25 protein-coding genes are annotated in these 20,762 nt (G+C 44.8%); all 25 read left to right on the top strand.

Features of this window, described 5'->3' with window-relative positions; all coding sequences use genetic code 11:
• Window positions 1-97 precede the first annotated feature (97 nt).
• Entirely contained in the window at window positions 98-697 is a 600-nt protein-coding gene (locus EHO65_RS18265) for a J domain-containing protein (RefSeq protein ID WP_135775983.1), read from the top strand.
• Window positions 694-909 carry a hypothetical protein gene (locus EHO65_RS18260; RefSeq protein WP_135775982.1) on the top strand — a complete coding sequence of 72 codons (216 nt, stop codon included), beginning with the start codon at window positions 694-696 and terminating at the stop codon, window positions 907-909. The genes EHO65_RS18265 and EHO65_RS18260 overlap by 4 nt, the downstream gene beginning before the upstream one ends.
• 284 nt (window positions 910-1,193) lie before the next feature.
• Complete coding sequence (locus EHO65_RS18255) at window positions 1,194-1,946, top strand: hypothetical protein (protein WP_135775981.1); 753 nt, start codon at window positions 1,194-1,196, stop codon at window positions 1,944-1,946.
• On the top strand, window positions 1,943-2,647 hold the full coding sequence (locus tag EHO65_RS18250) for a hypothetical protein (protein ID WP_135775980.1): 705 nt from the start codon (window positions 1,943-1,945) through the stop codon (window positions 2,645-2,647). Before EHO65_RS18255 ends, EHO65_RS18250 begins: the two co-directional genes overlap by 4 nt.
• Window positions 2,634-3,074 carry a hypothetical protein gene (locus tag EHO65_RS18245; RefSeq protein ID WP_135775979.1) on the top strand — a complete coding sequence of 147 codons (441 nt, stop codon included), beginning with the start codon at window positions 2,634-2,636 and terminating at the stop codon, window positions 3,072-3,074. Before EHO65_RS18250 ends, EHO65_RS18245 begins: the two co-directional genes overlap by 14 nt.
• Before the next feature lie 238 nt (window positions 3,075-3,312).
• Window positions 3,313-3,885, top strand: coding sequence for a hypothetical protein (locus EHO65_RS18240; protein ID WP_244243581.1), 573 nt, complete (start codon window positions 3,313-3,315; stop codon window positions 3,883-3,885).
• A 77-nt stretch (window positions 3,886-3,962) separates the two neighbouring features.
• A complete protein-coding gene (locus EHO65_RS18235) occupies window positions 3,963-4,505 on the top strand; it encodes a hypothetical protein (protein WP_135775978.1) in 543 nt (180 codons plus the stop codon).
• The gene (locus tag EHO65_RS18230) at window positions 4,502-4,861 is read left to right on the top strand and encodes a nucleoside triphosphate pyrophosphohydrolase family protein (RefSeq protein ID WP_135775977.1); all 360 of its coding nucleotides are present in this window, start codon (window positions 4,502-4,504) and stop codon (window positions 4,859-4,861) included. Before EHO65_RS18235 ends, EHO65_RS18230 begins: the two co-directional genes overlap by 4 nt.
• Before the next feature lie 20 nt (window positions 4,862-4,881).
• Window positions 4,882-5,457: a hypothetical protein gene (locus tag EHO65_RS18225; RefSeq protein WP_135775976.1), complete on the top strand. Its 576-nt coding sequence runs from the start codon at window positions 4,882-4,884 to the stop codon at window positions 5,455-5,457.
• A 503-nt stretch (window positions 5,458-5,960) separates the two neighbouring features.
• Window positions 5,961-6,836, top strand: a complete 876-nt coding sequence (locus EHO65_RS18220) for a DNA adenine methylase (protein WP_135775975.1) — start codon at window positions 5,961-5,963, stop codon at window positions 6,834-6,836.
• An 11-nt stretch (window positions 6,837-6,847) separates the two neighbouring features.
• The gene (locus EHO65_RS18215) at window positions 6,848-7,216 is read left to right on the top strand and encodes a hypothetical protein (RefSeq protein ID WP_135775974.1); all 369 of its coding nucleotides are present in this window, start codon (window positions 6,848-6,850) and stop codon (window positions 7,214-7,216) included.
• Window positions 7,217-7,471: 255 nt separating this feature from the next.
• Complete coding sequence (locus EHO65_RS18210) at window positions 7,472-8,308, top strand: DUF5131 family protein (RefSeq protein ID WP_135775973.1); 837 nt, start codon at window positions 7,472-7,474, stop codon at window positions 8,306-8,308.
• A gap of 132 nt (window positions 8,309-8,440) precedes the next feature.
• Window positions 8,441-8,890, top strand: a complete 450-nt coding sequence (locus EHO65_RS18205; protein WP_135775972.1) for a hypothetical protein — start codon at window positions 8,441-8,443, stop codon at window positions 8,888-8,890.
• A 10-nt stretch (window positions 8,891-8,900) separates the two neighbouring features.
• Window positions 8,901-9,227 carry a ubiquitination-like system serine protease family protein gene (locus tag EHO65_RS18200; protein WP_135775971.1) on the top strand — a complete coding sequence of 109 codons (327 nt, stop codon included), beginning with the start codon at window positions 8,901-8,903 and terminating at the stop codon, window positions 9,225-9,227.
• Entirely contained in the window at window positions 9,224-9,679 is a 456-nt protein-coding gene (locus EHO65_RS18195) for a hypothetical protein (RefSeq protein WP_135775970.1), read from the top strand. The genes EHO65_RS18200 and EHO65_RS18195 overlap by 4 nt, the downstream gene beginning before the upstream one ends.
• A gap of 280 nt (window positions 9,680-9,959) precedes the next feature.
• Window positions 9,960-10,733, top strand: coding sequence for a DNA-methyltransferase (locus tag EHO65_RS18190; protein ID WP_135776027.1), 774 nt, complete (start codon window positions 9,960-9,962; stop codon window positions 10,731-10,733).
• A gap of 81 nt (window positions 10,734-10,814) precedes the next feature.
• Entirely contained in the window at window positions 10,815-11,324 is a 510-nt protein-coding gene (locus tag EHO65_RS18185) for a hypothetical protein (protein WP_135775969.1), read from the top strand.
• Window positions 11,248-12,813 (top strand): phage terminase large subunit family protein, encoded by a 1,566-nt coding sequence (locus tag EHO65_RS18180; RefSeq protein WP_244243580.1) that lies wholly within the window; start codon window positions 11,248-11,250, stop codon window positions 12,811-12,813. Before EHO65_RS18185 ends, EHO65_RS18180 begins: the two co-directional genes overlap by 77 nt.
• 103 nt (window positions 12,814-12,916) lie before the next feature.
• A complete protein-coding gene (locus tag EHO65_RS18175) occupies window positions 12,917-14,560 on the top strand; it encodes a phage portal protein (protein ID WP_135775968.1) in 1,644 nt (547 codons plus the stop codon).
• Window positions 14,557-14,958 carry a hypothetical protein gene (locus tag EHO65_RS18170; RefSeq protein WP_135775967.1) on the top strand — a complete coding sequence of 134 codons (402 nt, stop codon included), beginning with the start codon at window positions 14,557-14,559 and terminating at the stop codon, window positions 14,956-14,958. The genes EHO65_RS18175 and EHO65_RS18170 overlap by 4 nt, the downstream gene beginning before the upstream one ends.
• A 156-nt stretch (window positions 14,959-15,114) precedes the next feature.
• Entirely contained in the window at window positions 15,115-16,254 is a 1,140-nt protein-coding gene (locus tag EHO65_RS18165; RefSeq protein WP_135775966.1) for a hypothetical protein, read from the top strand.
• A 335-nt stretch (window positions 16,255-16,589) separates the two neighbouring features.
• Window positions 16,590-16,988: a hypothetical protein gene (locus EHO65_RS18160; RefSeq protein ID WP_135775965.1), complete on the top strand. Its 399-nt coding sequence runs from the start codon at window positions 16,590-16,592 to the stop codon at window positions 16,986-16,988.
• 107 nt (window positions 16,989-17,095) lie between these two features.
• Window positions 17,096-18,787, top strand: a complete 1,692-nt coding sequence (locus tag EHO65_RS18155) for a hypothetical protein (RefSeq protein ID WP_135775964.1) — start codon at window positions 17,096-17,098, stop codon at window positions 18,785-18,787.
• Complete coding sequence (locus EHO65_RS18150; protein ID WP_135775963.1) at window positions 18,780-20,282, top strand: hypothetical protein; 1,503 nt, start codon at window positions 18,780-18,782, stop codon at window positions 20,280-20,282. The genes EHO65_RS18155 and EHO65_RS18150 overlap by 8 nt, the downstream gene beginning before the upstream one ends.
• A gap of 3 nt (window positions 20,283-20,285) precedes the next feature.
• On the top strand, window positions 20,286-20,762 hold a 477-nt coding region (locus tag EHO65_RS18145; protein ID WP_135775962.1), incomplete at its 3' end, for a hypothetical protein.

Genomic DNA, 20,762 nt, shown 5'->3' with positions numbered 1-20,762 from the left:
GGCATATACTTGGAACGATCGCGATCCTCGCCACAACAACGGGATATACTATCCTTGTTTACGGTTGGGTTAAACGCATCTATGGGAAGCTTTCTGTATGATCGAAGCATATCCTCTGACATGGCCTGAGGGTTTCAAACGAACCAAGAGCTGGGAACGGAAGACTTCTCCTTTTCTTAAGGTGAAAAGAAAGAATACCCTTTCGGTTGCAGTGGCGACTCAAAAGATCAAGGACGAGATCCGCTTATTAAGAGGAACAAATCTTATCATCTCCTCTAACATCGAGTTGAAGAAGGATGGCCTTCCGATTTCCGGTCGCAAACCACCGGAAGATCCGGGAGTTTCAATCTGGTTCAAGATCAACGGATCTCAAAAGTCACTCGCATGTGATTCATGGAAGTCTCCAGAGGAAAATCTCTACGCTCTTGCAATGACTGTCTCGTCAATGCGAGTAATCGATCGTTACGGTTGTTCCGACATGATGGACCGAATATTTACAGGATTCCTCGCTCTTCCTGCTGGGCCTAGTTGGGCGGATGTGATCGGAGTCGAGAAGGATGCAGACATCGAAACGATTCGCAAGAAGTATCACGAAAAGGTAAAGGAAGTCCACACCGATCTCGGTGGAGACCACAATCGAATGGTCGAATTAAACCTTGCATTCGAGCAAGCGAAGAACGAACGGAAGGCGGTATGACAATCTTACTTATGCTCACTCCATTACTACTCGTATACCTGTTGCAGTACTTACGCAGACGTCAGAACGAGAATCCTTCACTTGAAGCAGTGGAAGAATCTCCTAAGAAGCCTTCTCTGTGGAGAAGAATCTTTCGTAAGAAATCGAACCAAGACATCTTAGATCGTATGAACCACGAATTGGAGTTAGAGGGAAAGGTCCGTCCTTGGTAATTTTTTTAACCTGAGAATGAGACATAAAGGAAAGCAACCATGGATGAAAGACTAAAAACAGAAATTCAAACAATTCTGAATCCATTCTCTTTCGTTTACTTGAGACCGATGATGCCTGGGGTTCCTCAGACATTTAATGGTCCATGCGATACGAAGGTAGAGATCGATTCGGAGATTCGCATCTTCTCAAATCATCGTCTGGTCAAAACAACGAATTCTGTCGAGGAGTTGGAATCGACTATTCGCAAAATATATAAAGTTCCAACCAAGGAGGAGGTCTCCGTTTGATAGAGAAAACGATAGAAGAGAATGCTGTCGTAATCGAGCGGTACGAACCGGACTACTTCGCACTGATCTCATTGAGAGTATTGGTACGATTATCCAGTCGCCCGAACCATCTGCAGGTGCTTGCAGTTATTTATAAAATGATAGGAGGAAATGAGTCTTGGACCGCGAAGCTTCAACATATCGCGGATGAGGTAAACAGAATACGGAGAATGGAAGGGTTAAAGGATTTTACGATTCGCAGGATCTCGCAGCTTAAAAGGGATCTTGAGAAATGGGAATGCCTTGGATCCCGTAGAACTGGAAGAGGCAACGTCTTTTGGAAAGTTACTCCTTCTTACACTCTCCCACTGACCGACACGACTTACATAAAAGTTACAATGCAGAAGCCAGAGAACAAATCCGATTCGCGGACTCAAAAGCCTAGCGAATCAACGAAGACCACACCTCCTACTGGCGATTCTGTTTCGCCTCCCAAGGGTGCAGATCAGTTTCGCATACCTATGGATGCGAATGGAATTAAAGATCCTTCTCTAGATACAACTAAAGATCATATGCCGCTCGTTCCGATCGGGTTTGTCGAGTGGGCAAAGAAAAATCTAAGTCGAACAACGAACGAACTTATTTCAGAGGCTTACGAAAAACAGGATACGTCTTGTTGGGTGGATCCTTTTCGACCCGAGGTAAAGCATACAACTCTCTTTCTGCTGCTTGATAAGTGGAAGGAAAGGGAGAGAGGTAGAGTCGCATGAAGGAGAAATCGATTATTTTTTCTGAGCAGTTGATCCCTTCCGTAATTGATGGAAGTAAAACGGTAACTCGCCGAACTACTAGATTAGATAAAATCAATGAATGTCCTGATGATTGGGAACTTCACAGTACGGAGAACGGATGGACCTATGTATTCGTGAACCGATGGTCTGGCGAGCGTTTCGAGATTAAGCCGAAGTCCGTATACGGCAACATCGGTGGAGAACTTTGGGTACGAGAAACCTGGAGAAGTATGGGCTTTGACGCCGACTACCCAAAATACGACATGCTGATCCAATACAAGGATGAGCAGCATCGGTGGGTAAGGTTTAGAGGTGGTTACAAACTCTTTGCGTTTGCAGGTTGGAAACCCTCAATCCATATGCCTCGCGAGGCATCGCGGATCCAGCTCGAAATAACAAATCTTCGAGTAGAGCGACTCAATTCAATATCGATCCAGGATGCGAAGGCGGAAGGAATCCAAATAGAGGAAGGGGAGGTTGTCCACTCCTATGGTGAAGGTCTTATATCGGCTACGAACGTAACTGGGTTACCAATTCTCAAGTATGCTCTTCTTTGGGATCACCTTCACGGGAAAGGGGAGTGGAAGAAGAACCCATGGGTATGGGTGATCGACTTCAAAGTTATAAATCTAGAAATCACAACAAACAAGAAGGAGAAAGAATCACATGTTCTTCGATAAGATACAGTTCAAGAAGGGTATTACCCAGATTAAGTTTTCTGAATATGGCGGCGAATATGGGCTAAAGCATAACGATCGCCCGAAAGATTCTTTCTTAAAAGCACTTCAAGGATTAGCACTCGAGGTTAACGACTTCTTAGAATTCGGCTTTGAAGATCCGTTCAATGCATTGCGCATCGAGACAGTTGAATTCAGTTATAAGGACGGAAAGAAAATTCAAGTCTCTGGTCTTATCATTAAGAAAGGAAAGAATAGGGAAGAAGATCTTGATGGAAAATTCAAAACTCCAAAACTTTTTACCGAATATCTTAAAGGAAGATCTCTCTCCGATATCGGATTAGAAATTTTAAGCGATCTTGAAAGAGAGGCTCAAGACTACGTAAGGGATCGCAGAGCTGAAACGCACCTCCTCAAGGAGACCGCTTAGTCATGGGACTCGCTCCAGCTGCAGTCTGTCTCGTCGAAGACAAACAATCTCGGGAACTTTGTAGATCCGATTTTCACCGACATGGCGACTCCGGATACTTCCAGATAGTTTCATACCGAAAGAGGGAAGTTCGTCACTCGTTTACTACAGAGGAATTTCTAAAACGCTACGACGTCCTCTCTCACACCGCAGCTCCAGTGTATCCACATTGGTTAGATGATATCGGACGCAATCAAGAATGGCCAAAGAAGCAGCTGGAGAAGTGGCTTTCCAATTGGGAAGAAAGAACCGCACGTTATCACAACCTAATAGGAAAAACTGCATGATCGCAGAAGTATTGAAGCCGAGATACTATATCGGAATCGACCCAGGAACGAAAACCGGGTTCGCAGTTTGGAACACCGAGACAAGAAAGTTCGAAGAAATATGCACTTTAAGTATCGATGAAGCGATCAAGAAACTTACCGATAACATCGGTAAACCGATTCCAGGCCTCATAGATATGCGGCAGGACCTGCTTGTTCTTGTGGAAGATGCGCGAAAACGAAAATGGTTCGGAAAGAATGGAAGAGGAAAATTACAAGGTGCTGGATCAATTAAGCGAGATTGCACGATCTGGGAAAAGTTTCTTACTAAAAATAAAATTCCGTTCGAGATGGTCCACCCTATGGCTGGAAGAACAAAGTGGAATGCCCAAGATTTCAAGAAGTATACCGGTTGGACCAAACGTACCTCGGAACATGCGCGGGATGCTGCTCTTATAGTTTTTGGACGTGGTTCGCATCTTCCCCTCGGAGGTGACGCAGCTTGAAGTCACTCCGAACATTAATCTACGAGTACGCGAAGTCGAAAGGTCTCTCAACGTATGTGCAAGACAGAGACTACGAAATGAAACGCGAATCGATAATGATCCTCCAGAAGAGCGGAATCTTTGCTGGTCTCTTTCTGGTAGTGAAACCGGACGGCACTCAGATATTCCGTCCCAAGCAAGGTCTCGTTGCGGACCGAGTAATACGCGAACAGCACGTTACAATAAGCAAACTTAGAAACCGAGGATACGCAGCATACTTCGCGGTGGGATACAAGGAAGCGATCAAACGAATCGACTGGTATCTGGATCAACGAAATTCTCCGGAGGGAAATACAGAAATGGAAGATAGTTCATCTGACCACCATGGGTTAGCGGTCCCGTTTAAAATAGATAACAACGAGCTCATATCCGAATCACGAGAGAACTCGTTCGTTCTCGGCGTTGAATTCGGAACACTTTACGGATATTTAAAGTGGGGGAGAGGGGAATTCCAGTATCAGATTCGTACTGTAAACATAGAGCGGATCAAGGAAATGCTAACTCAATACCCTGCTGTTGAATATGAGATCATGCAGCTCAACGATGACTGGGCATCGATCGGTTTCAGGAAGGCATCATGAGCAATTTTAAAGTTCCAGAAAGCGTGATCTTGAAAGCACGGGAAGTGTTCTCCCCTGCGGGTCAAAGGGTGAAAGTTTGTGAGGAGCTCGCAGAACTGATCCAAGCAATCAGTAAATTCACGATCCACCCTTGCAGTGACAACAAGCGAAAGATCATCGAAGAGATGGCAGATGTCCGGAACATGATGGACCAACTGCAGCACGATCTCGGTATCCACGATGATGAGATAGACATCGTGCGTGAGGAGAAAATCAGACGACTCGAACAGTTACATCTTCGTCTCGCTGGCCCGAAGCAGGTAAGTGATTTCAACTTATTCTGCCAGGCAGTAATGGACGGAACGATCACAGGTTAGTGAATATAAAGGAGATAACAATGAATATTGGCGAAACAGGCGATAATGGATTTAAGGAGATGGATGTCGTAAAATGGCGTCAGGGAACGAGGGAAGAAGAGAATCTCGGTTTGATTATCGAATCCGTTCCACCTCAAACCGACGTTCACAAACTTTATAAGAAACATCATGCGAAGTTTCGAAGCCACATTGTGAAGGTTTCCCGAAAGTATCGGTTCTTGATCAAACACATTGACGGACGATTATTCTGTGCTCAAGCATGTAATCTGACTCGCGTTGAGAAAAAGACTCCGGAGTATAAGACTGTCATGAGTATGGGGGTGACGAAACTTCCTCTCAATCAGCACTCCATCGATGGCTTGAAAGTACTAGAAAGTCTTCTTACGAATTACTTCGATCATCTTACGATCAAACGAACAAACGGAGGAATCATCGTTCACGGTTCTGGTCACGGAGTTAGCGGATCCGGCTTCTCGGGTATTGGGAATTACGATATCTTGAAAGCGATAGATCGATTTACCGTAGAGGCGACTCCGACTGCAAAGATTACCACGCATAAAAAGTCCCAAGGAAAAACACGAGCAGGGGCGGCGTAATGAATACAGCAGTGTGCCCAAATTGCCAAGGCCAAGGATGGACAGTCGAACCTGTTTGCTGCGGGAAGATTCATGATGAAGAGGGGAGATATGTAGGATGCTGCGGTCAGCCAGATCCGGAGCATATCCAGTGTGATTGTGAATACTATATTAGCGAAAATAAGAGATCACTTTCACTACTAAGAGTCTATCGGATTAATGAGTATGAAACGTGGGTTGGTCGTTCTCTGCTGTCCTGTGTCCTTGCCGCAAGAAAGGAATATGGAGAAAAGTTACAAGAAATCTTTGATTCAATGTATGCGGGAGAAATTGACAAATCTACGCGATCAATGTGGTGGGACCCGGAAGTGTATGGGAGTCCTCTTCGGCAGCAGACTGAAGAAGATAAAATTTGGATCCGTCGATGTAATTTCATTACGTATGAACGGGCGTTGGTCCTTTTACAATTAGAGAAGAAAGATATATCGAATCCTTTCTGTATTGCATGTACGGAGTGGTGAAGCATGACTCCTGATCTTACTATAGATCGCCCAGCACTCAAATACAACGGAGGAAAATTTCGTCTCCGTAAGTGGGTGATAGAGCATTTCCCTAAGCACATCACGTACGTGGAAACTTGCTTAGGAGCAGGATCCGTTCTACTTGCAAAACCCCGTTCATCTTTCGAAGTTGCGAACGACGTTGATATAAACATCCAGTCATTCTTCCAAATCCTTCAAGATCGAAAGCAGTGCATGGAATTGATCCGCTTGATTCAGTGGAGTCCATATCATGAATACGTATTAAAAAATGCGACAACAGAACTTCTTTCAGGAAGGCCTAACACTCTTAGGAGAGCATATCTTTTTTATTGCGTGTGTTGGATGTCCATGCGGGCAAACGATATTCGATCCTCAAATATAGATTTTAGAAACAGAGGAAATTTAGATGGGAGGGGGGGTCACAATCCTTCTCGTCTTTTTGCCCAAGTTAAACATCTGTACCAGATCGGAGAACGATTTAGAGGAGTTCTTATCGAAGGAAGAGACGCGGAAGAATCGATTCGAACTTACGAAACCCCGCAAACGTTGAACTACATCGATCTGCCTTATATTGAGGAGACTCGTAAAAGTAAAAAACTATACATTCACGAATTTAAGACCGTGGAAGGCCACGAGCGGATCCTACGTGCAGCCGCACAAGTTCGCAGCATGTCAGTCATTTCCCACTACATTCATCCGCTTTATGAGCGTATCCTTTGCGAAGAAAACGGATGGGAACGAGTCACTACAAAGACTCTTGCAAACTGTATGGTGGCAGGAGTGGAGATCGAATCAAAGGAGCGAACCGAGGCACTCTATATATCACCAGGTGCAATCACACAAAGAAGTTTATTTTAGGAAAAAGAAAAATGGTTATAAACACACATCACGAGGACCCAGTAGTCAGCGGTTTGATTGAGACAATGAAGTCGATTCTCGAGCCTGCAATCGAAAAGGATGCAGAGATGCGGAAGATAAAGATGGCAGAGGAGATTACGGATCTTAAATACACATTCACTCTACCATATTCCGTCGAACGCCATGGAATAGTCGAAGAGGGGATCTTTGCTTTTAGAAGTAAAACGGAGATTGGGAAAGACTCTATAAGGACGAGGCTTGAAACGCATCTCGGTATTAAGAATCTAAATCGACACAAACCAGATCGTAGAAAGCCAACAATTCGTCCTGATTTCAAGAATATAGAAATAGATACTATTGAAGCAAGTGGGGACCTATGAAATCAATTTTGGAAAAAGTGAAATTGTGGTTCGAAGTGCAATGGTTAAGGATCAAAGCGTTTCCAAGACCAGTACATGAACTTTACGAGTGGCAGCAGGGGAGAATCTTTATAAGGAACTATTGGTCCCACTGGTTTAACGGATTTTATCTCCTTGGAATCTTTCTCGAGGATAGAGAAACGGAACGAATATCCATCTTTCAGATTACGATCCTTGGATTTGGACTCGTGTTCCTTTTCTATAAAGAGGGATTCAATGCAAAATAGCAAGATCGAATGGACCGACCACACATGGAATCCTGTCACAGGTTGCGCGAAGGTATCAGCAGGATGCAAGAACTGTTATGCGGAAACTCTTTCGAAGAGGAAATTCGGTGAATGGAAGGACAGACCATTTTCACAGATACGATTAAAACCGCACAAGTTGAGTGAACCCTTTAGGATTAAGGAACCTTCCAAGATTTTCGTAAACTCTATGTCCGATCTTTTCCATCAAGATGTTCCTTTTGATTTTGTTGATCAGGTTTTTGCAGAAATGGCGTTAAATTCAAAGCATATTTTTCAAGTACTAACAAAGCGTCCTCACCGAATGCGAGAATATTTGAAAAACACGACACGGTTTATCTCTATCCACATCCACATGCGTAACCGAGAAATGAATGCGTACGCTCCCAAATGGCCTCTTCCTAATGTCTGGCTTGGAGTATCGGTTGAAAATCAGAAGGCAGCAGACGAACGGATCCCGATTCTTCTGGAATGCCCAGCTGCAGTACGTTTCCTATCTTGTGAACCTCTGCTTGGTGAAGTAGACCTTACCCGAGTAAAGAATGGTATCGATTCGCTCAGTGGTGAAGTATATAACTCCGATGGCGATTTTTGCGGAGTTTGTTCTTCGATAGATTGGGTAATCGTGGGGGGAGAATCAGGTCCCAGTCATCGACCTGTTGATCCAAATTGGATCCGCTTTCTACGGGACCAGTGCCAGGAGGCAGATGTCCCTTTCTTCTTCAAACAGTGGGGAGGTGCACGACCTAAAGAACGTGGCAACGAGCTCGATGGAAAAATACACCAGGAGTTTCCACATGGAATCTAAGGAAAAAAATCAAGGGACTTGGTTCTCTTCGCTCTGCTTTACACTGCTGACTATCTTTCTATGTGTCTGGGGAGATGCATGTTTCTTTCAGGGAAAGACTTTGAAGACTGTGATCACGACGGTAGGCGGTAGATGAACAAACGACTGATTGAGCTTTGTGATATATTCGAAGGTTTAGTATTTGGCGAATCAAATAAAAAATCGATTCCGGAAAGGATGACGATCTCAAAAATAAAGGATCTCATAGAGAAAGAGCTAAAGGAAACCAATCAGACTTTTGCGAAGATTCATGTTTCTTTTGAAGATTGGGCGATCATGGTGGATCGAGAGGTAATTCCAACTTTGAACGACAGCGCGACTCTCCAAAGACTTCTCACAGTTTACGACAGCTTTAGATATCACTTTGGTCATGGTGGTTACGTAGAGGTATTGCCTTCACCATCTCTCAACAACGGCGAGTATAAAATCGGAGAACTGAAACGATATCGCTCGATAATCGCTGGTGAATGCAAATACTGTGGAACTGATCCAGGAGAAGGGAGTCAGTGCGTAAATTGCGGTGCAACCACCGCTTGGAATTAAGGACGGGATTATGAAATTAGTTAAACATAGTACACCGCATCCATCTGGCGGTGATTATTATATGTTCTTCTGCCCAGGATGTAAAATTCCTCATACTGTCATCATTGGTATCAACAGATGGGAAACAAGTGGATCCTTGGAAACTCCGACAATTAGACCTTCTGTCAGAACTTACTTTCCAGCACACGAAGATATTCCGGAGGAAACGACCTGCCACCTTTTTGTGAAAGAGGGAAGGTTAGAATTCCTGCAGGACTGCCAACACTCTCTGGCAGGCAAAACCGTTGATATGGTCGAATTTCCAGATAACTTCGATTTAGATGGATGGTTAATATGAATCAAGATAAGAAAAACGCATACATCGCAGCATCTTGGAAGCATAAACACGCAGTCGAACTCTTGACTGGAGAACTTAGAGATCGAGGTCTTGAAGTGAATTCCTTCATAGAGAAGGAGGCGAACTTTTATGTTAACGATCCCCTTGCAATTGAGATGAGCTTCGATAAATGGGTAATGTCTGCAGATGGAAAGGAATGCTTTGAGTATGATGTTAATTCAGCGATGAGCGCAGACCTCGTAATCTACTTAGGTCCTTCCGGAAAGGATGCGTGGGCAGAGGTTGGAGCTGCATACGCTAGAGGAGTTCCTATCTATGCTCTCTTTGCGAAAGGCGAGGATATCGGATTGATGCGGAGAATGGTCTCTCATTGGTTCGATGATGTTTGGCTGCTTCTTTTCGATATCGGACTCAAATTTGGACAACCAAAGGAGACAACGCCGACTCCTTAACTTTTCGCTGCCACTCGTAAAAAAAATAAAAAAGAAACCTCCTACTAATTAAATATACTAGTAAGGAGGTAGCCTCTATGGCAGAGACCATTTTATATTTAACAATAGTCCTTTTCATTCTCGTAGAACTAAGAAGGAAGTAATCCAAATCGGAAGAGGCTCAGATCGAAGGATCCCGATTTGAGAATCTCCTATATAGGATATACCACATACGAATTTATTGCTGAGGAATTTGTCTCAGGAGTTGACTGCACGAACCTTTATTTCAGGTCCGAGCACAATGACCTATACACTGTTCAACGCTGACTGCAGGAAAATACTTCCGACTATTCCGGACAAATCTGTAGACCTAATCTTTTGTGACCTTCCATACGGAACAACGGACTGCGACTGGGATATTGTAATTCCTATGGAGCACCTTTGGCCTGATTATCTTCGTATAGCGAAGGAGAATGCTCCGATCATTCTCACTGGATCTCAACCTTTCACAAACTACCTAATCAATTCTAATCCGAAACTATTCCGATACGAACTAATCTGGTATAAGACTAAAGCCTCTGGATTTCTTAATGCCAAGATTATGCCGAACAAGTCGCACGAAAACATTCTGATCTTCTACCGGAAAAAACCTTATTACAATCCGATCAAATACGAGATAGACCCACGCTATCGCCGTAAGGGAAAAACAATGGGGCAGGGGAAAGACTCTACTCTATTCCGAATTTCGGGTGAGAAAAGCGAGAATTACCAATACATCGATGACGGATCCAGATATCCCGACTCGGTCCTCTGTTTTCCAAGCGAATCCGAACCAGGAATGCACCCCACACAGAAACCACTTCGACTAATGCGATTCCTCCTCAAGTCATACGCGAAACCAGGATCGATGATCTTAGACAACTGTATGGGTCAAGGGAGCACCGGCATTGCTGCAGTTGAACTTGGGATGGATTTCATCGGCGTGGAACAGAGAGCGGATCACTTCAAGAAAGCGGAATCCAAGATCGCTCTGGCTGAGAAACGATATAACCTCGGAATGATATTCGATACCTAATTTTAACTTGACCTTCCCCAGCCGAATTCATAGGCGAAAGCATATCCATAGGGTCAAGAGCACCGATAAAGCAGCGAAAAAGTGGCGAAAGGAAAGAAGACAGGCGGTCGTGATTGGAAGCCGGGGCAATCCGGAAACCTCAAAGGACGCACGCCTCTCACCGATGTGGAGCGTGAGGCGAGAGCACTTCTCAAATCTGATCTTGCAGAGGCGTATCTGATTCTCTCGGGATTTTCCTGGTCGGACGTTCTGAGGATGGCGAAACCAGAATCGAAACTCACCGCAATCGAGAGGAAGGTTCGAGATTCTTACCATCCTGCAGTTGTGATCCTCTGTAAAGTTTGGGCGAAGAAGGTTGATAAAGGTGAGTTCTTTGATTTTGACAAATACATCGATCGCCTCCTGGGAAAAGCAAAACAAGAGGTTGAACTAAAAAATAACAACGGTGGCTTACTGAAACAACTAGCGGACCAAGGACTTTTGAAAGGTGTTAAGAAACGATCTATCGGAACCGATGTCAGCGGCTCTGGCTCTGGCAGTGACGGAGCACAGAAACGAGAAGAACCAAAAGCTGATAATAACACCGGATGACTTTTACTACGAACTATATCAAGAGGCTTGGGACTTAGACACTTTAATCATGGCTTGTACACAGTGGGGAAAAACAGAATGGGCGATCGTTACGATGCTCGCATTAGCCGAGTTCGGACTCGCACATTTTTACGTACTGCCAACGGAGAACGACCGCAATAAGTTTCTATCTGGAAAGCTAGAGAAGTGCATTTCCTTTTCCCCGTACTACCAAGATCGCATGCGTGACCTTCCTGATCTTGAAGTAGATAACAAATCCATGAAGATCTACGGAGGCGTAAACCTTACATTCGTTGGTTCGAATGCTCCCTCCGGATTTACAATGGTCACCGCCGATGCCGCCACAATTGACGAGGAGGACCAATGCGAACCCGCAAACGTTCCCATGGCGGAAGAAAGACTCTCGTTCTCGGACTACAGGATCCGGAGATGGATTTCGAACCCAACCCACAACGGAAAAGGAATCTCCAAGCGTTGGAGAAAGTCCGATCAACGAAACTGGAATATCCATCACAGAGACGTTTGTGGCCACGATCTAAAACCAGATTTCTTTAAGCATGTCGCGGACATCACCGGAAAACCTTACGACAAAGATTGGAGACCGGGACTTGAACCGAGGCTTATCTGTGACAAATGCGGAAGACCGGTGGATCGTAAAGGTCCGGGATTCTGGGAAAAAACTGCAGATAGCGACATCCGAGGATACCAGGTATCAAAGATCTTTGCGGGAAAAGTTTCTCTCATGGAGATCATAGACCGTTATAAAGAAGGACTCCAGGACGATGTTGCTCTCCAACGCTTTTATAATGGGGATCTTGGTCTCCCGTACACCGCTGCTGGAACGCAGATCACGAAAGAAATCCTGGATGCGAACATCGATCCAAATTACCGATTCCCGCAGACGCATCGAGGACAGTGTCTCATTGGTATTGACCCGGGATCCCGAATTCATTTTTCAATATGGTATCAGAACTTCGATAAGGAGAAGTGGGATCTTGTATTCGCTGGATGGACTACTCGGAAAGAAGGTCTCTTCGAAGTCATCGCTCGGTATAATGTTTGCATCGGTGCGATCGACGCTGGTCCGGAACTCCAACTCGTACGCGATCTCAAAGAGAAGTATCCGTGGATGTACAGCGTAACATACAACTCAGGACCCACCGCAAGGACTGAGACGAAAGAGCGAGTGAACGTCAACGATCGCACAATGGTTGTGAATAGAACGTTCGAGATGGACGAAGTGAAGTCGTTCTTCGCAAAGAAGCATGCTCGTCTTCCGATGAACATCGAATCTCACGACTCTGGAGATTTTTACAATCACATGCAAGCCCCTGTTCGCACGTACGACGAGAAGGGCGATCGCTATACTTGGAATGAAGGAACAGACGCAGACCACTACTTCCACACCTGCGTATATTTTAACCAAGCCCGGAAGCTCTGGGTATACATGAGGAACACTGGTGGAAGCGAAGGAGAGGTGAGGCTGTGAGTAATACGTATAAGCAATCAAGAGGAACAGGAGCATACAAGCAAACGAGATCTCCGATTCCTTCCACTCCTGAAAAACCGGAAGAGAACAAGGAAAAGTAACCATGGCCCAGAAGAATCCCTACAGTATAGAAGAATCTCTCCGGATTGGAAACGCGGATCCGATCACGCAAGGGCAAGGTTGGGCGGTATATTCTCCAGAGGCATTTGTAAATCGATCGGCAAGAGATAAGCATGGAACCCTAAGAAATGCAAAGGTCAAAGTTCTAAACAATTGGTTTTCTCTGGATCCTTGGCAATGTCTCGAAATCTTCAAGCTCAATCATAACGTATTCTCTCTTGTAACTCAACGGTCTCAAATCCTTGCAGGTCTTGATCGAAAAGTCGTTCCTTCACGATCGATAGAGGACGAGATCGCAGACGATCTCAAAGCTCTAAAGTGGCGTTACGATCAAATTGACGATGCAGATATCAACCTATACTCCAAAGCCCGAAAGGAAAAATACTACTTAGAGATCTGGAGATACCTAGGATCGTTCGAGCTCAAGCAAGACCTCTCAAACTTTACTGGCTGCTTGAGAATGTGGTCCAAATTTCAGAAGAAAGAAATGGGGATCTCATGTGCTCAGATTGAAGATTGGATGCAGGTTACCAAGAAATTTGAAATCGTCGATGAGGGTGTATATCGCGAAGCAAACGTTCAAGGATTTAATGAATACGTTTTGCAGTGGGCTCAGGATATGCTTATCCATGGACGAGCTGCTACTCAGAATCCAAACGATTTCTTTGATGGGCTGTGGGTCCTTCCGGGCGGATCCGTTTTTCCTGTTCCCGGAATTAAAGCGGGTATGCCAGAATTCTATATTCAGTTGATGTACGGAATGTCCGGATATGGAATGCAGGAACCTCAGTTTTTCCTTCCGACCGACTTAGCCATGTCATTCTACATGCCGAACTCCGCCGTGGTCTATGGGATGAAGCCACTCGATGCCGTCGTTCAACAGATTTCCGAAAACTTTAATTTCGCAACTTTCATGGCAGAACATGCGAATCAAGAGAAACCACCGCAGTATGTAATCTTTGTAGTGGATTCAAATATGCAACTTCCGACAGGGGAGCAGATGAACGATTTCACGAAGGTGGATCCGCGAGACTTAGAACGACAAGAGCAAATCCTGAACGAGAAACAGAAGGACAAAGCAGTCCGGATGCTTAAGCAAAAAGGAAATGATGCGAAACTCTTCGACCTCTCGAAAGAGAATACCATCGCCGATCATGCAGCGCGAGAAGATAAGATCGAGAAAATCATCGGGCGAGTGTTCGGAGCAACACCCAATGAACTCGGAGTAACAGACACTGGCGGTATGATTGCGAAAGCAGGAGCCGAATCGCAACGAGAACTTTATAATTTACAGTCTATAAAGCCTTTGGCTACCGCGCTCGAGAAGCTATTCACATTTGAAATCTTCCCGAATCGTTTTGGAAAGATGACTGATAACGGAGGAAGACCTATCCTCTGGGAACTCCGTCACATGTCCACGGATAGCGACTCCGAGAAATTCGCAAAAGCCAAGGAGGCTCGCGATTCTCTTTCCGTTTCTGCCAATGAGATACGGGAAACGATCCTGGGAATGGATCCAACTAGCAATCCTGCTGACGACGAACTCCCAACCTCGAATGCATCACCGAGCACCGACGATCTAATGAATTCGATTAAAGAATTAAAGGAACTAAGGAAAAAACTATGAGTACAGCCACCGCACAACAACCCGTCCAACTCTCTTTTTGGAGATCCGTCCAGGTCCTTCTCATGGTTGGAATCCTTGTCCTATTGAAGAAGGTTCTTCAATGGAGGAACCGAAACAATATAGAAATCCCGGTAAAGCTTAAACGACGGAAAGGCCATGCTCTCATAATTCCGAAAGGTTACGTGTGGCCTCTAAATGGGAAGATGTACGTCACGGTAACGGACTATCTAGCAAAGCCGAATAACAAGTTTCAGTACATCATCGTTCGCCCAGCTCCCTTCTGGTACTATGTGAAGGGAACCTTCCGCATCGTCCGCTTCAAGGTGAAACAGGGATTAAGGAACTTGAAGTTCTGGAAACATGGAAATCATAAGAACCCGGCTCCTGTTAAGGGATGATTCTCATCTCAACGTAACGATCGGGGGATTTGTATATCTAAGTCGGATCCTTCACGAGACTATGGAAGAGGATCGCGAACATTTATACTTCTACGTAGAGCTACCAAACAAGCAGCTGATGAAGATGACAAAATACAAATATCTGGTGCAAGTATCGTGAAGAAATTCTACCAGCCTGTTATTCAGTCTAAGCAGTTCTTTGATCTGACCTATGATATGGTAGCGGAGCTCAAGACGGTCTTTATCGTAGTTCAGGAACAATCCCTTTCACTTCTTCGGAAGGGTGTTGCTAAGAAGTGGTCCGCACAACAGGTCGAAGACGCGATCTCTGACCTTTTCGATCATGATCCCATTACTATAGAAGTAATCAAGGATAAGGGAAACAAGACTTCGAATGCTGCAGATGATGACGATGATGGTCCGGATCCAATTCGTGCAATTGCATGGGCAAAGCTAAAGTCTCAGTATAAAGGGAAGTGGGATGGAAAGAATTACTCAGATCTTATAAAGCGGATCGTAGTAGAAAATCAGGAAAAAATCTCATCCTCAATACTCCAAGCCGACAAGGATCGCCTTCACAAGAATTTAAAGAGCATCCTCCCGAAAGGAGATAAGGAGAAAGACTTCGGACCTCCGGAAATTTCCTATGCCCTAAAACGATCCTCTTCACTGATTAAGGGTGCGGACAAAGCGAAACTTTTGTCGCAAACCCGCCGAGATGAGATTCGGAAGGTGATTAAACGTGTCCTTGATGCGGAGCCTACGCAAACAAAGACCGGCGCGATACGCAAAGACATTTCAAAAAAAGTAGAAACCGCATTGAAAGGATACTTCGAGGGTTATACCAAGAACTCTCCTCCTTACGGAATACCATCGAATTTGCATACCATCGCAGTGACAGAGACGCGGACTCTCTTGAACGGGGTGAGAAGAGAATACCTCAAGATGACGCAGAAAGAACTTCCAGACTTCTCTATAATGAAATCCTGGGTCCACAACGGATCCCTTTCCAAAAATGCGAGGGACAATCACCAAAGCATGACGACGAAATCAGAAATCCCTATGGATAAGAAATTCAAACTCAAGGGCGCTGATGGAAAGACCTACATGGTGGAGGGTCCTCACGATCCTTCGTTACCCGCTGGGGAGATCATAGGTTGCAATTGTGAGGAACGATATCGTATCGTAAAGAAGCCACCACCGAGTAAGCCTAGGAGTGAATCGCCTGGGGACCAAAAGGATTTTCTCTTCAACTACATTAAAAGTGTTCAGATTGTACAACTTACCAAGAAGTGAGCAATTAAAAGGGGTGGACAAACAAAACTGAGCAATGTTACGCTTTCAGAATGTTCGAAATCCGGTTTAATTCCAAGAGTCATTCGGGAAATATTCCAGAGGCATTGCACATTTCCGGAAAATTCGAACAATCTCGCTCCAAATCCCTGCTCATAGTAAGGTCGGAGGAGCTCTCCAAGCAATTTAAGCGCCTAATTTCCTTGGTCTCTTTGCTTAAAGGATCAGAATTGTACGTATCTGGAGAAAGAGTGTACGATATTTCTCTCTGGCTGGACGTAAAGAATTGCCCGCTAAAGCGAGTTTGCACTGGAATCTGTACGATACGCCCCGAATATATGGGGACTTACCATGCTCTCGGAATAATCCCTAAAGGTGATCCTTTCGACATTTATTCTGGACCTGCTGCATTCGATGATTTAGAAAACTCCGATATCATATTAGATCGGAGGCGAGAACGTTCAATCACGATCGACAAAGACGCATACATTGAACAGTATCTTGAAGATCATGCGATGGTAGAAAAAGAATGCTCTTACTTTGATCGCCATGCCATCCATAGAAGCCTCGCACGGTATTCGGAAAGTATAAAGCTCGAAGACTTCGGAGAATACGAGGACAGATCTCCAAAAGTGGCTTCCAAAAGTGTTAGATCACAGGTAGAAGAAATCAAAAAAGAGATTCGTGCAGAGATGCTTGAAGAACTCGATCGTATCCTCAAAAAATTCCTCGGATAAAATAAAAAAATACTTGCTCTTTAGTTTGGTCTCGGGTTAGGCAAACCTCGATCAACCGATCCTGCTCGGAATGGCCACCGGGTTGGGATCGTCGCTAAAGACGTACCATGGCCATATCTACATCTACAAAGCATTTAATTTCAATCGATCTCATTCCTGCGTCTCACGAGACGTTCAAAGCTCTTCACTACCGAAGAGATCCAATTCAAAAATCAACATTCGTCAAGAAAGACGCGAGCGGACGTGAAAGAAAATACGTCGTTGGGACTTCTTCCGGATCTCTCAAGCGCGATGCGCACACGGAACGAATGACGGATAAGTGCGTCAAAGGTTTCGAGCAACAGTCAAAAGAAAAATCCATTCTCTTAGTTCATCCGCACACAGACAACCTTCTCGAAAATCAAATCGGAATATTAGACGATACTCAATCATTCATCGATGAGCAAGGAGAGTGGAAAACTGTTTTCCGTTTATTCGATGACTTCGACGTAGAGGACAATCCGAACTTTGACATCGCATACGTAAAGAAAGCAAAACAGTTTTGGGCGATGACTCGCGGTGAGGAGCCTTATAAACGACCTACGCGAATCTGCCAATTCTCAATCCAAGGTCTTCTTGATGAGAAGGATGTAATCAAAACGGAATCCGGAAATGATCTTGATTGGATTGAGATCGATGCGGTTGCAGCGGTGACACGTGGTGCCTATCCTCAGGAAGATTTCTCCACGATCGAAAAAGTCTTTAAGCAATTCCATTCAGCGAAAGAGGGCAAACCGAAACCGGTAAGCAAAGGCGAGCTCTCAGAGGAAATTCAAGCGCGTGATCGAGTGAGAAATTTCTATGATGAGACATGGGAAACTGAAAGCGCTCTCAGTAAGAAAGAGCAAGAGGTTCTCGAGTCGGAAGACACTCCAGAAAACAAACAAGCAAGACTTACCGCTCTTTATGACGAATACCGAGACCTTCGTCTAGGAATGTTCGCGAAATACAATTTTAATTTTCCAGACAACGAAAACGAATCAACGGCGGATTCCGCCACAGGAGACAATATGGGAGACCAGGCAACCTCTACGGATCCGTCCGACGAGGATAAGAACAAAGACAATGCCGGTGGAGATCCCGCTGCAGGTGGACAACAACCCGCCAGCGATGATCAGAAACAGGCCTTGGCACAACAAGTGCAACAAGCGCTCAATCAGTTAGGAGAAATATTCAATACTCTCCTAAACCCAGGACAAGGATCTACCGAGCAGGCTACTGCTGCAAAGGAATCCGAAGACGGCAAACAGGATGATGATCCGGAAAAGAAGAAGAACAAAGACGCCGTTTCCGAAATGGCTGATCCGAACGTTGAGTCCGAGATCAACAAGACAGCTGCGAACCTAAAGAAATTAGGAGTTCCGGACAACGAGATCAAACGCATCACCGGTGAAATTAGAAAGGCTGCTAACCCGATGCTCGGCATGAATTCCGAACTAGCAGTTCTTAAGAAGCAGCTTGCCGACCAGAACAACGTCCTAGTCGGACTATGCGATATCTTCGATAAGATTGCAACGGTCGGAATCGTGAACAAGCAGGCACCTCCTCCAAAACAAGGCGGGCAGTCAGGTCAACCTGCAACAGTAGGTCAGAATGCGGAAGTTGTTATCAAGGCGCTATCCGCTCCTTTAGCAACTTTAGGAGTAGAGCTTGTTGCTAAACCACAGGATCAGTCCCAACCACCAAACGCGCAAACTACAGTTAAGGAATTAAGAGAAACTCTTAAGAAATCTTTCCCAGGAGAAAAGAGTAATGGATAATGCTCTACTATCAAAAATCGAAGAAAACCTTGTAAAGTCCATCCAGCAAGTGTATAAGGCAACAGGCGCAGGCGTCTCCGACGCACCAGCTTTGATTCCTTATGCGCTTTCTCAACGTTTGACGAATATGATTCAGTATATGAATCCCATTAACGAATTGGTTGATGCAACTCCGTTTAAATCGGAGGGATTGCCGGGTTCCCGCAAGTATGAATATCCGAAGCAAACAGGCTTTCGTGATCCTGGATCGTTCTCTGGAGAGAAGGGTCAAGGTGAATATAGATCTTCTCCATTCGACCGTGGTGAAGTGTATATCAAAGCGAAGAAATCGAGAGTCAAAGTTTGGAATCTTGCAAAGAAGTCTTCGGAAGATTATATCGACATGGTCTCCGCAACTTGGGCCGCGGAAGCACGTGCTTTTTCAATGGACTTTGCTTTAGGGATTCTTTGGGATAATCCAATACTTGGAAACCCTTCGGACAAGGCATTTGGCGGATGGGAAAACTCTCTAGATGTCAACATTCAAACTAACAGAGTAAGTGCATTTACAAACGGTGTTCCAACAAAGCCGACTAACATCAATGTATTTAAAAACGCATACGTAAGATCAATGAGGAATGGTGGTGAGGCGAACAAACGAGTTTGGTTAATGACCCCTGAAATGGCCGGATATCTTTCCGATTTCGCTTTAGATAAAGTGCGAATCACTCAAGATGTGAACGCTGCCAATAATAGCGGTCTTCCATTTTCTACTCACGTTGGTCTTTGGCCTCAGACTCTACTCGGCATTCCAATCAGAGTTACCACACTACTAGGTGGAGGCTATTCCAATCCTTCCATTGATACAATGGGTTCGATAATCCTATCTCAAGCTGCAACAGGTGGTAGTTTAGCGAATGCTACCTATTACTTTAAAGTAACTAAGATTATGAGAAAGTTGGATGTAACTGGCAATTTCACTGGTCAATCCATGGCATCCGCGCCAGCCAACATTGTAGTGAACGGTGGCGGATCAGCGCAAAAGGTTACAATTCAATTTGCTCAAGACAAAAATGCGATTTGGTATCGAGTGTATGCTTGTACAACCGGTGTTGCTGCTGATTACCGATTAGTCGGAGTCTACGCAGCAAGGACATACAACGCTGATGGCGACCCTACCGGATATGTAACTTCCATTGATGTAAAAACTATTACTTCCGATTCTTCCGGAATTCCTTCGCAGGGTGTTTATGGGAAAATGAAGGATGATCTCCCACCAGTTGCGGATGCAGGAGTTAACAGTGAGAGTGTTCTTCTATGGGACTTGGATGATCTCCAAGGAATGGGTGGATTCAAGTATCTTGACGAATCCCCTTCGTTAGAAACGGGCTTTACCACTGTAAAGCAAATTCAAGAGCAAGGTGATTACGTTGAGGCGATGCTATATTCATATGGTACCCCGACGATGAGATTTGAACAAAGCTCTGTTATTATTAACGGACTTAAACCGGAGTAATCCATGGGTAAAGTTAACAGACCAGAGCAAGAGGAGGCGGACCAAAATCCGTCTCCGATTCCTCAAGAACTTACAATCCCCGAAAAAAACGGCAATGCAGAGATTCATGTTCCTGCAGATGGTGAAATGTTATCTCCGCTTTCCGAGAGGGAATCTCAAGAGTTAACGAATGACACACCATCAGTGGAACAGAAAACGATTCCTGATCAAGAGAAGATCAATACTCCTCCAGAAATTAAGGATGATAAGCAAGAAACGAAGGATGCACTAAAGCAAACATACAGAGCAAAATTTCATGTTCCTGCAGATGGTGAAATGTTTGTGCCTTATCCAACTGTTTCAAGCCCAACCAAAATAATTGTTGAGGGTGGAATTGTTTCGATTGAGGATTCTGAACTTCTGAAATTTCTTATCCGTGAGGGTTGGAACGATATCACCGTCTATAAGGCTGCTCATGGCCTGCAGGATGATATACCGAAG

This window comes from Leptospira andrefontaineae, from assembly GCF_004770105.1.
Lineage (GTDB): Bacteria > Spirochaetota > Leptospiria > Leptospirales > Leptospiraceae > Leptospira_B > Leptospira_B andrefontaineae.
Note: the sequence above shows the minus strand (reverse complement) of the source record. Positions and strands in the feature narration are given on the sequence as shown.

What these genes read in the sequence shown, in the direction of transcription:
- EHO65_RS18235 (WP_135775978.1), top strand. Translation starts at nt 3,963, where the DNA reads ATGAAACGCGAATCGATAATGATCCTCCAGAAGAGCGGAATCTTTGCT.
- EHO65_RS18225 (WP_135775976.1), top strand. Translation starts at nt 4,882, where the DNA reads ATGAATATTGGCGAAACAGGCGATAATGGATTTAAGGAGATGGATGTC.
- EHO65_RS18180 (WP_244243580.1), top strand. Translation starts at nt 11,248, where the DNA reads ATGTCAGCGGCTCTGGCTCTGGCAGTGACGGAGCACAGAAACGAGAAG.
- EHO65_RS18150 (WP_135775963.1), top strand. Translation starts at nt 18,780, where the DNA reads ATGGATAATGCTCTACTATCAAAAATCGAAGAAAACCTTGTAAAGTCC.
- EHO65_RS18160 (WP_135775965.1), top strand. Translation starts at nt 16,590, where the DNA reads ATGGGGACTTACCATGCTCTCGGAATAATCCCTAAAGGTGATCCTTTC.
- EHO65_RS18205 (WP_135775972.1), top strand. Translation starts at nt 8,441, where the DNA reads ATGAACAAACGACTGATTGAGCTTTGTGATATATTCGAAGGTTTAGTA.
- EHO65_RS18200 (WP_135775971.1), top strand. Translation starts at nt 8,901, where the DNA reads ATGAAATTAGTTAAACATAGTACACCGCATCCATCTGGCGGTGATTAT.
- EHO65_RS18265 (WP_135775983.1), top strand. Translation starts at nt 98, where the DNA reads ATGATCGAAGCATATCCTCTGACATGGCCTGAGGGTTTCAAACGAACC.
- EHO65_RS18170 (WP_135775967.1), top strand. Translation starts at nt 14,557, where the DNA reads ATGAGTACAGCCACCGCACAACAACCCGTCCAACTCTCTTTTTGGAGA.
- EHO65_RS18215 (WP_135775974.1), top strand. Translation starts at nt 6,848, where the DNA reads ATGGTTATAAACACACATCACGAGGACCCAGTAGTCAGCGGTTTGATT.
- EHO65_RS18210 (WP_135775973.1), top strand. Translation starts at nt 7,472, where the DNA reads ATGCAAAATAGCAAGATCGAATGGACCGACCACACATGGAATCCTGTC.
- EHO65_RS18220 (WP_135775975.1), top strand. Translation starts at nt 5,961, where the DNA reads ATGACTCCTGATCTTACTATAGATCGCCCAGCACTCAAATACAACGGA.
- EHO65_RS18240 (WP_244243581.1), top strand. Translation starts at nt 3,313, where the DNA reads ATGGCCAAAGAAGCAGCTGGAGAAGTGGCTTTCCAATTGGGAAGAAAG.
- EHO65_RS18245 (WP_135775979.1), top strand. Translation starts at nt 2,634, where the DNA reads ATGTTCTTCGATAAGATACAGTTCAAGAAGGGTATTACCCAGATTAAG.
- EHO65_RS18250 (WP_135775980.1), top strand. Translation starts at nt 1,943, where the DNA reads ATGAAGGAGAAATCGATTATTTTTTCTGAGCAGTTGATCCCTTCCGTA.
- EHO65_RS18195 (WP_135775970.1), top strand. Translation starts at nt 9,224, where the DNA reads ATGAATCAAGATAAGAAAAACGCATACATCGCAGCATCTTGGAAGCAT.
- EHO65_RS18175 (WP_135775968.1), top strand. Translation starts at nt 12,917, where the DNA reads ATGGCCCAGAAGAATCCCTACAGTATAGAAGAATCTCTCCGGATTGGA.
- EHO65_RS18155 (WP_135775964.1), top strand. Translation starts at nt 17,096, where the DNA reads ATGGCCATATCTACATCTACAAAGCATTTAATTTCAATCGATCTCATT.
- EHO65_RS18190 (WP_135776027.1), top strand. Translation starts at nt 9,960, where the DNA reads ATGACCTATACACTGTTCAACGCTGACTGCAGGAAAATACTTCCGACT.
- EHO65_RS18260 (WP_135775982.1), top strand. Translation starts at nt 694, where the DNA reads ATGACAATCTTACTTATGCTCACTCCATTACTACTCGTATACCTGTTG.
- EHO65_RS18230 (WP_135775977.1), top strand. Translation starts at nt 4,502, where the DNA reads ATGAGCAATTTTAAAGTTCCAGAAAGCGTGATCTTGAAAGCACGGGAA.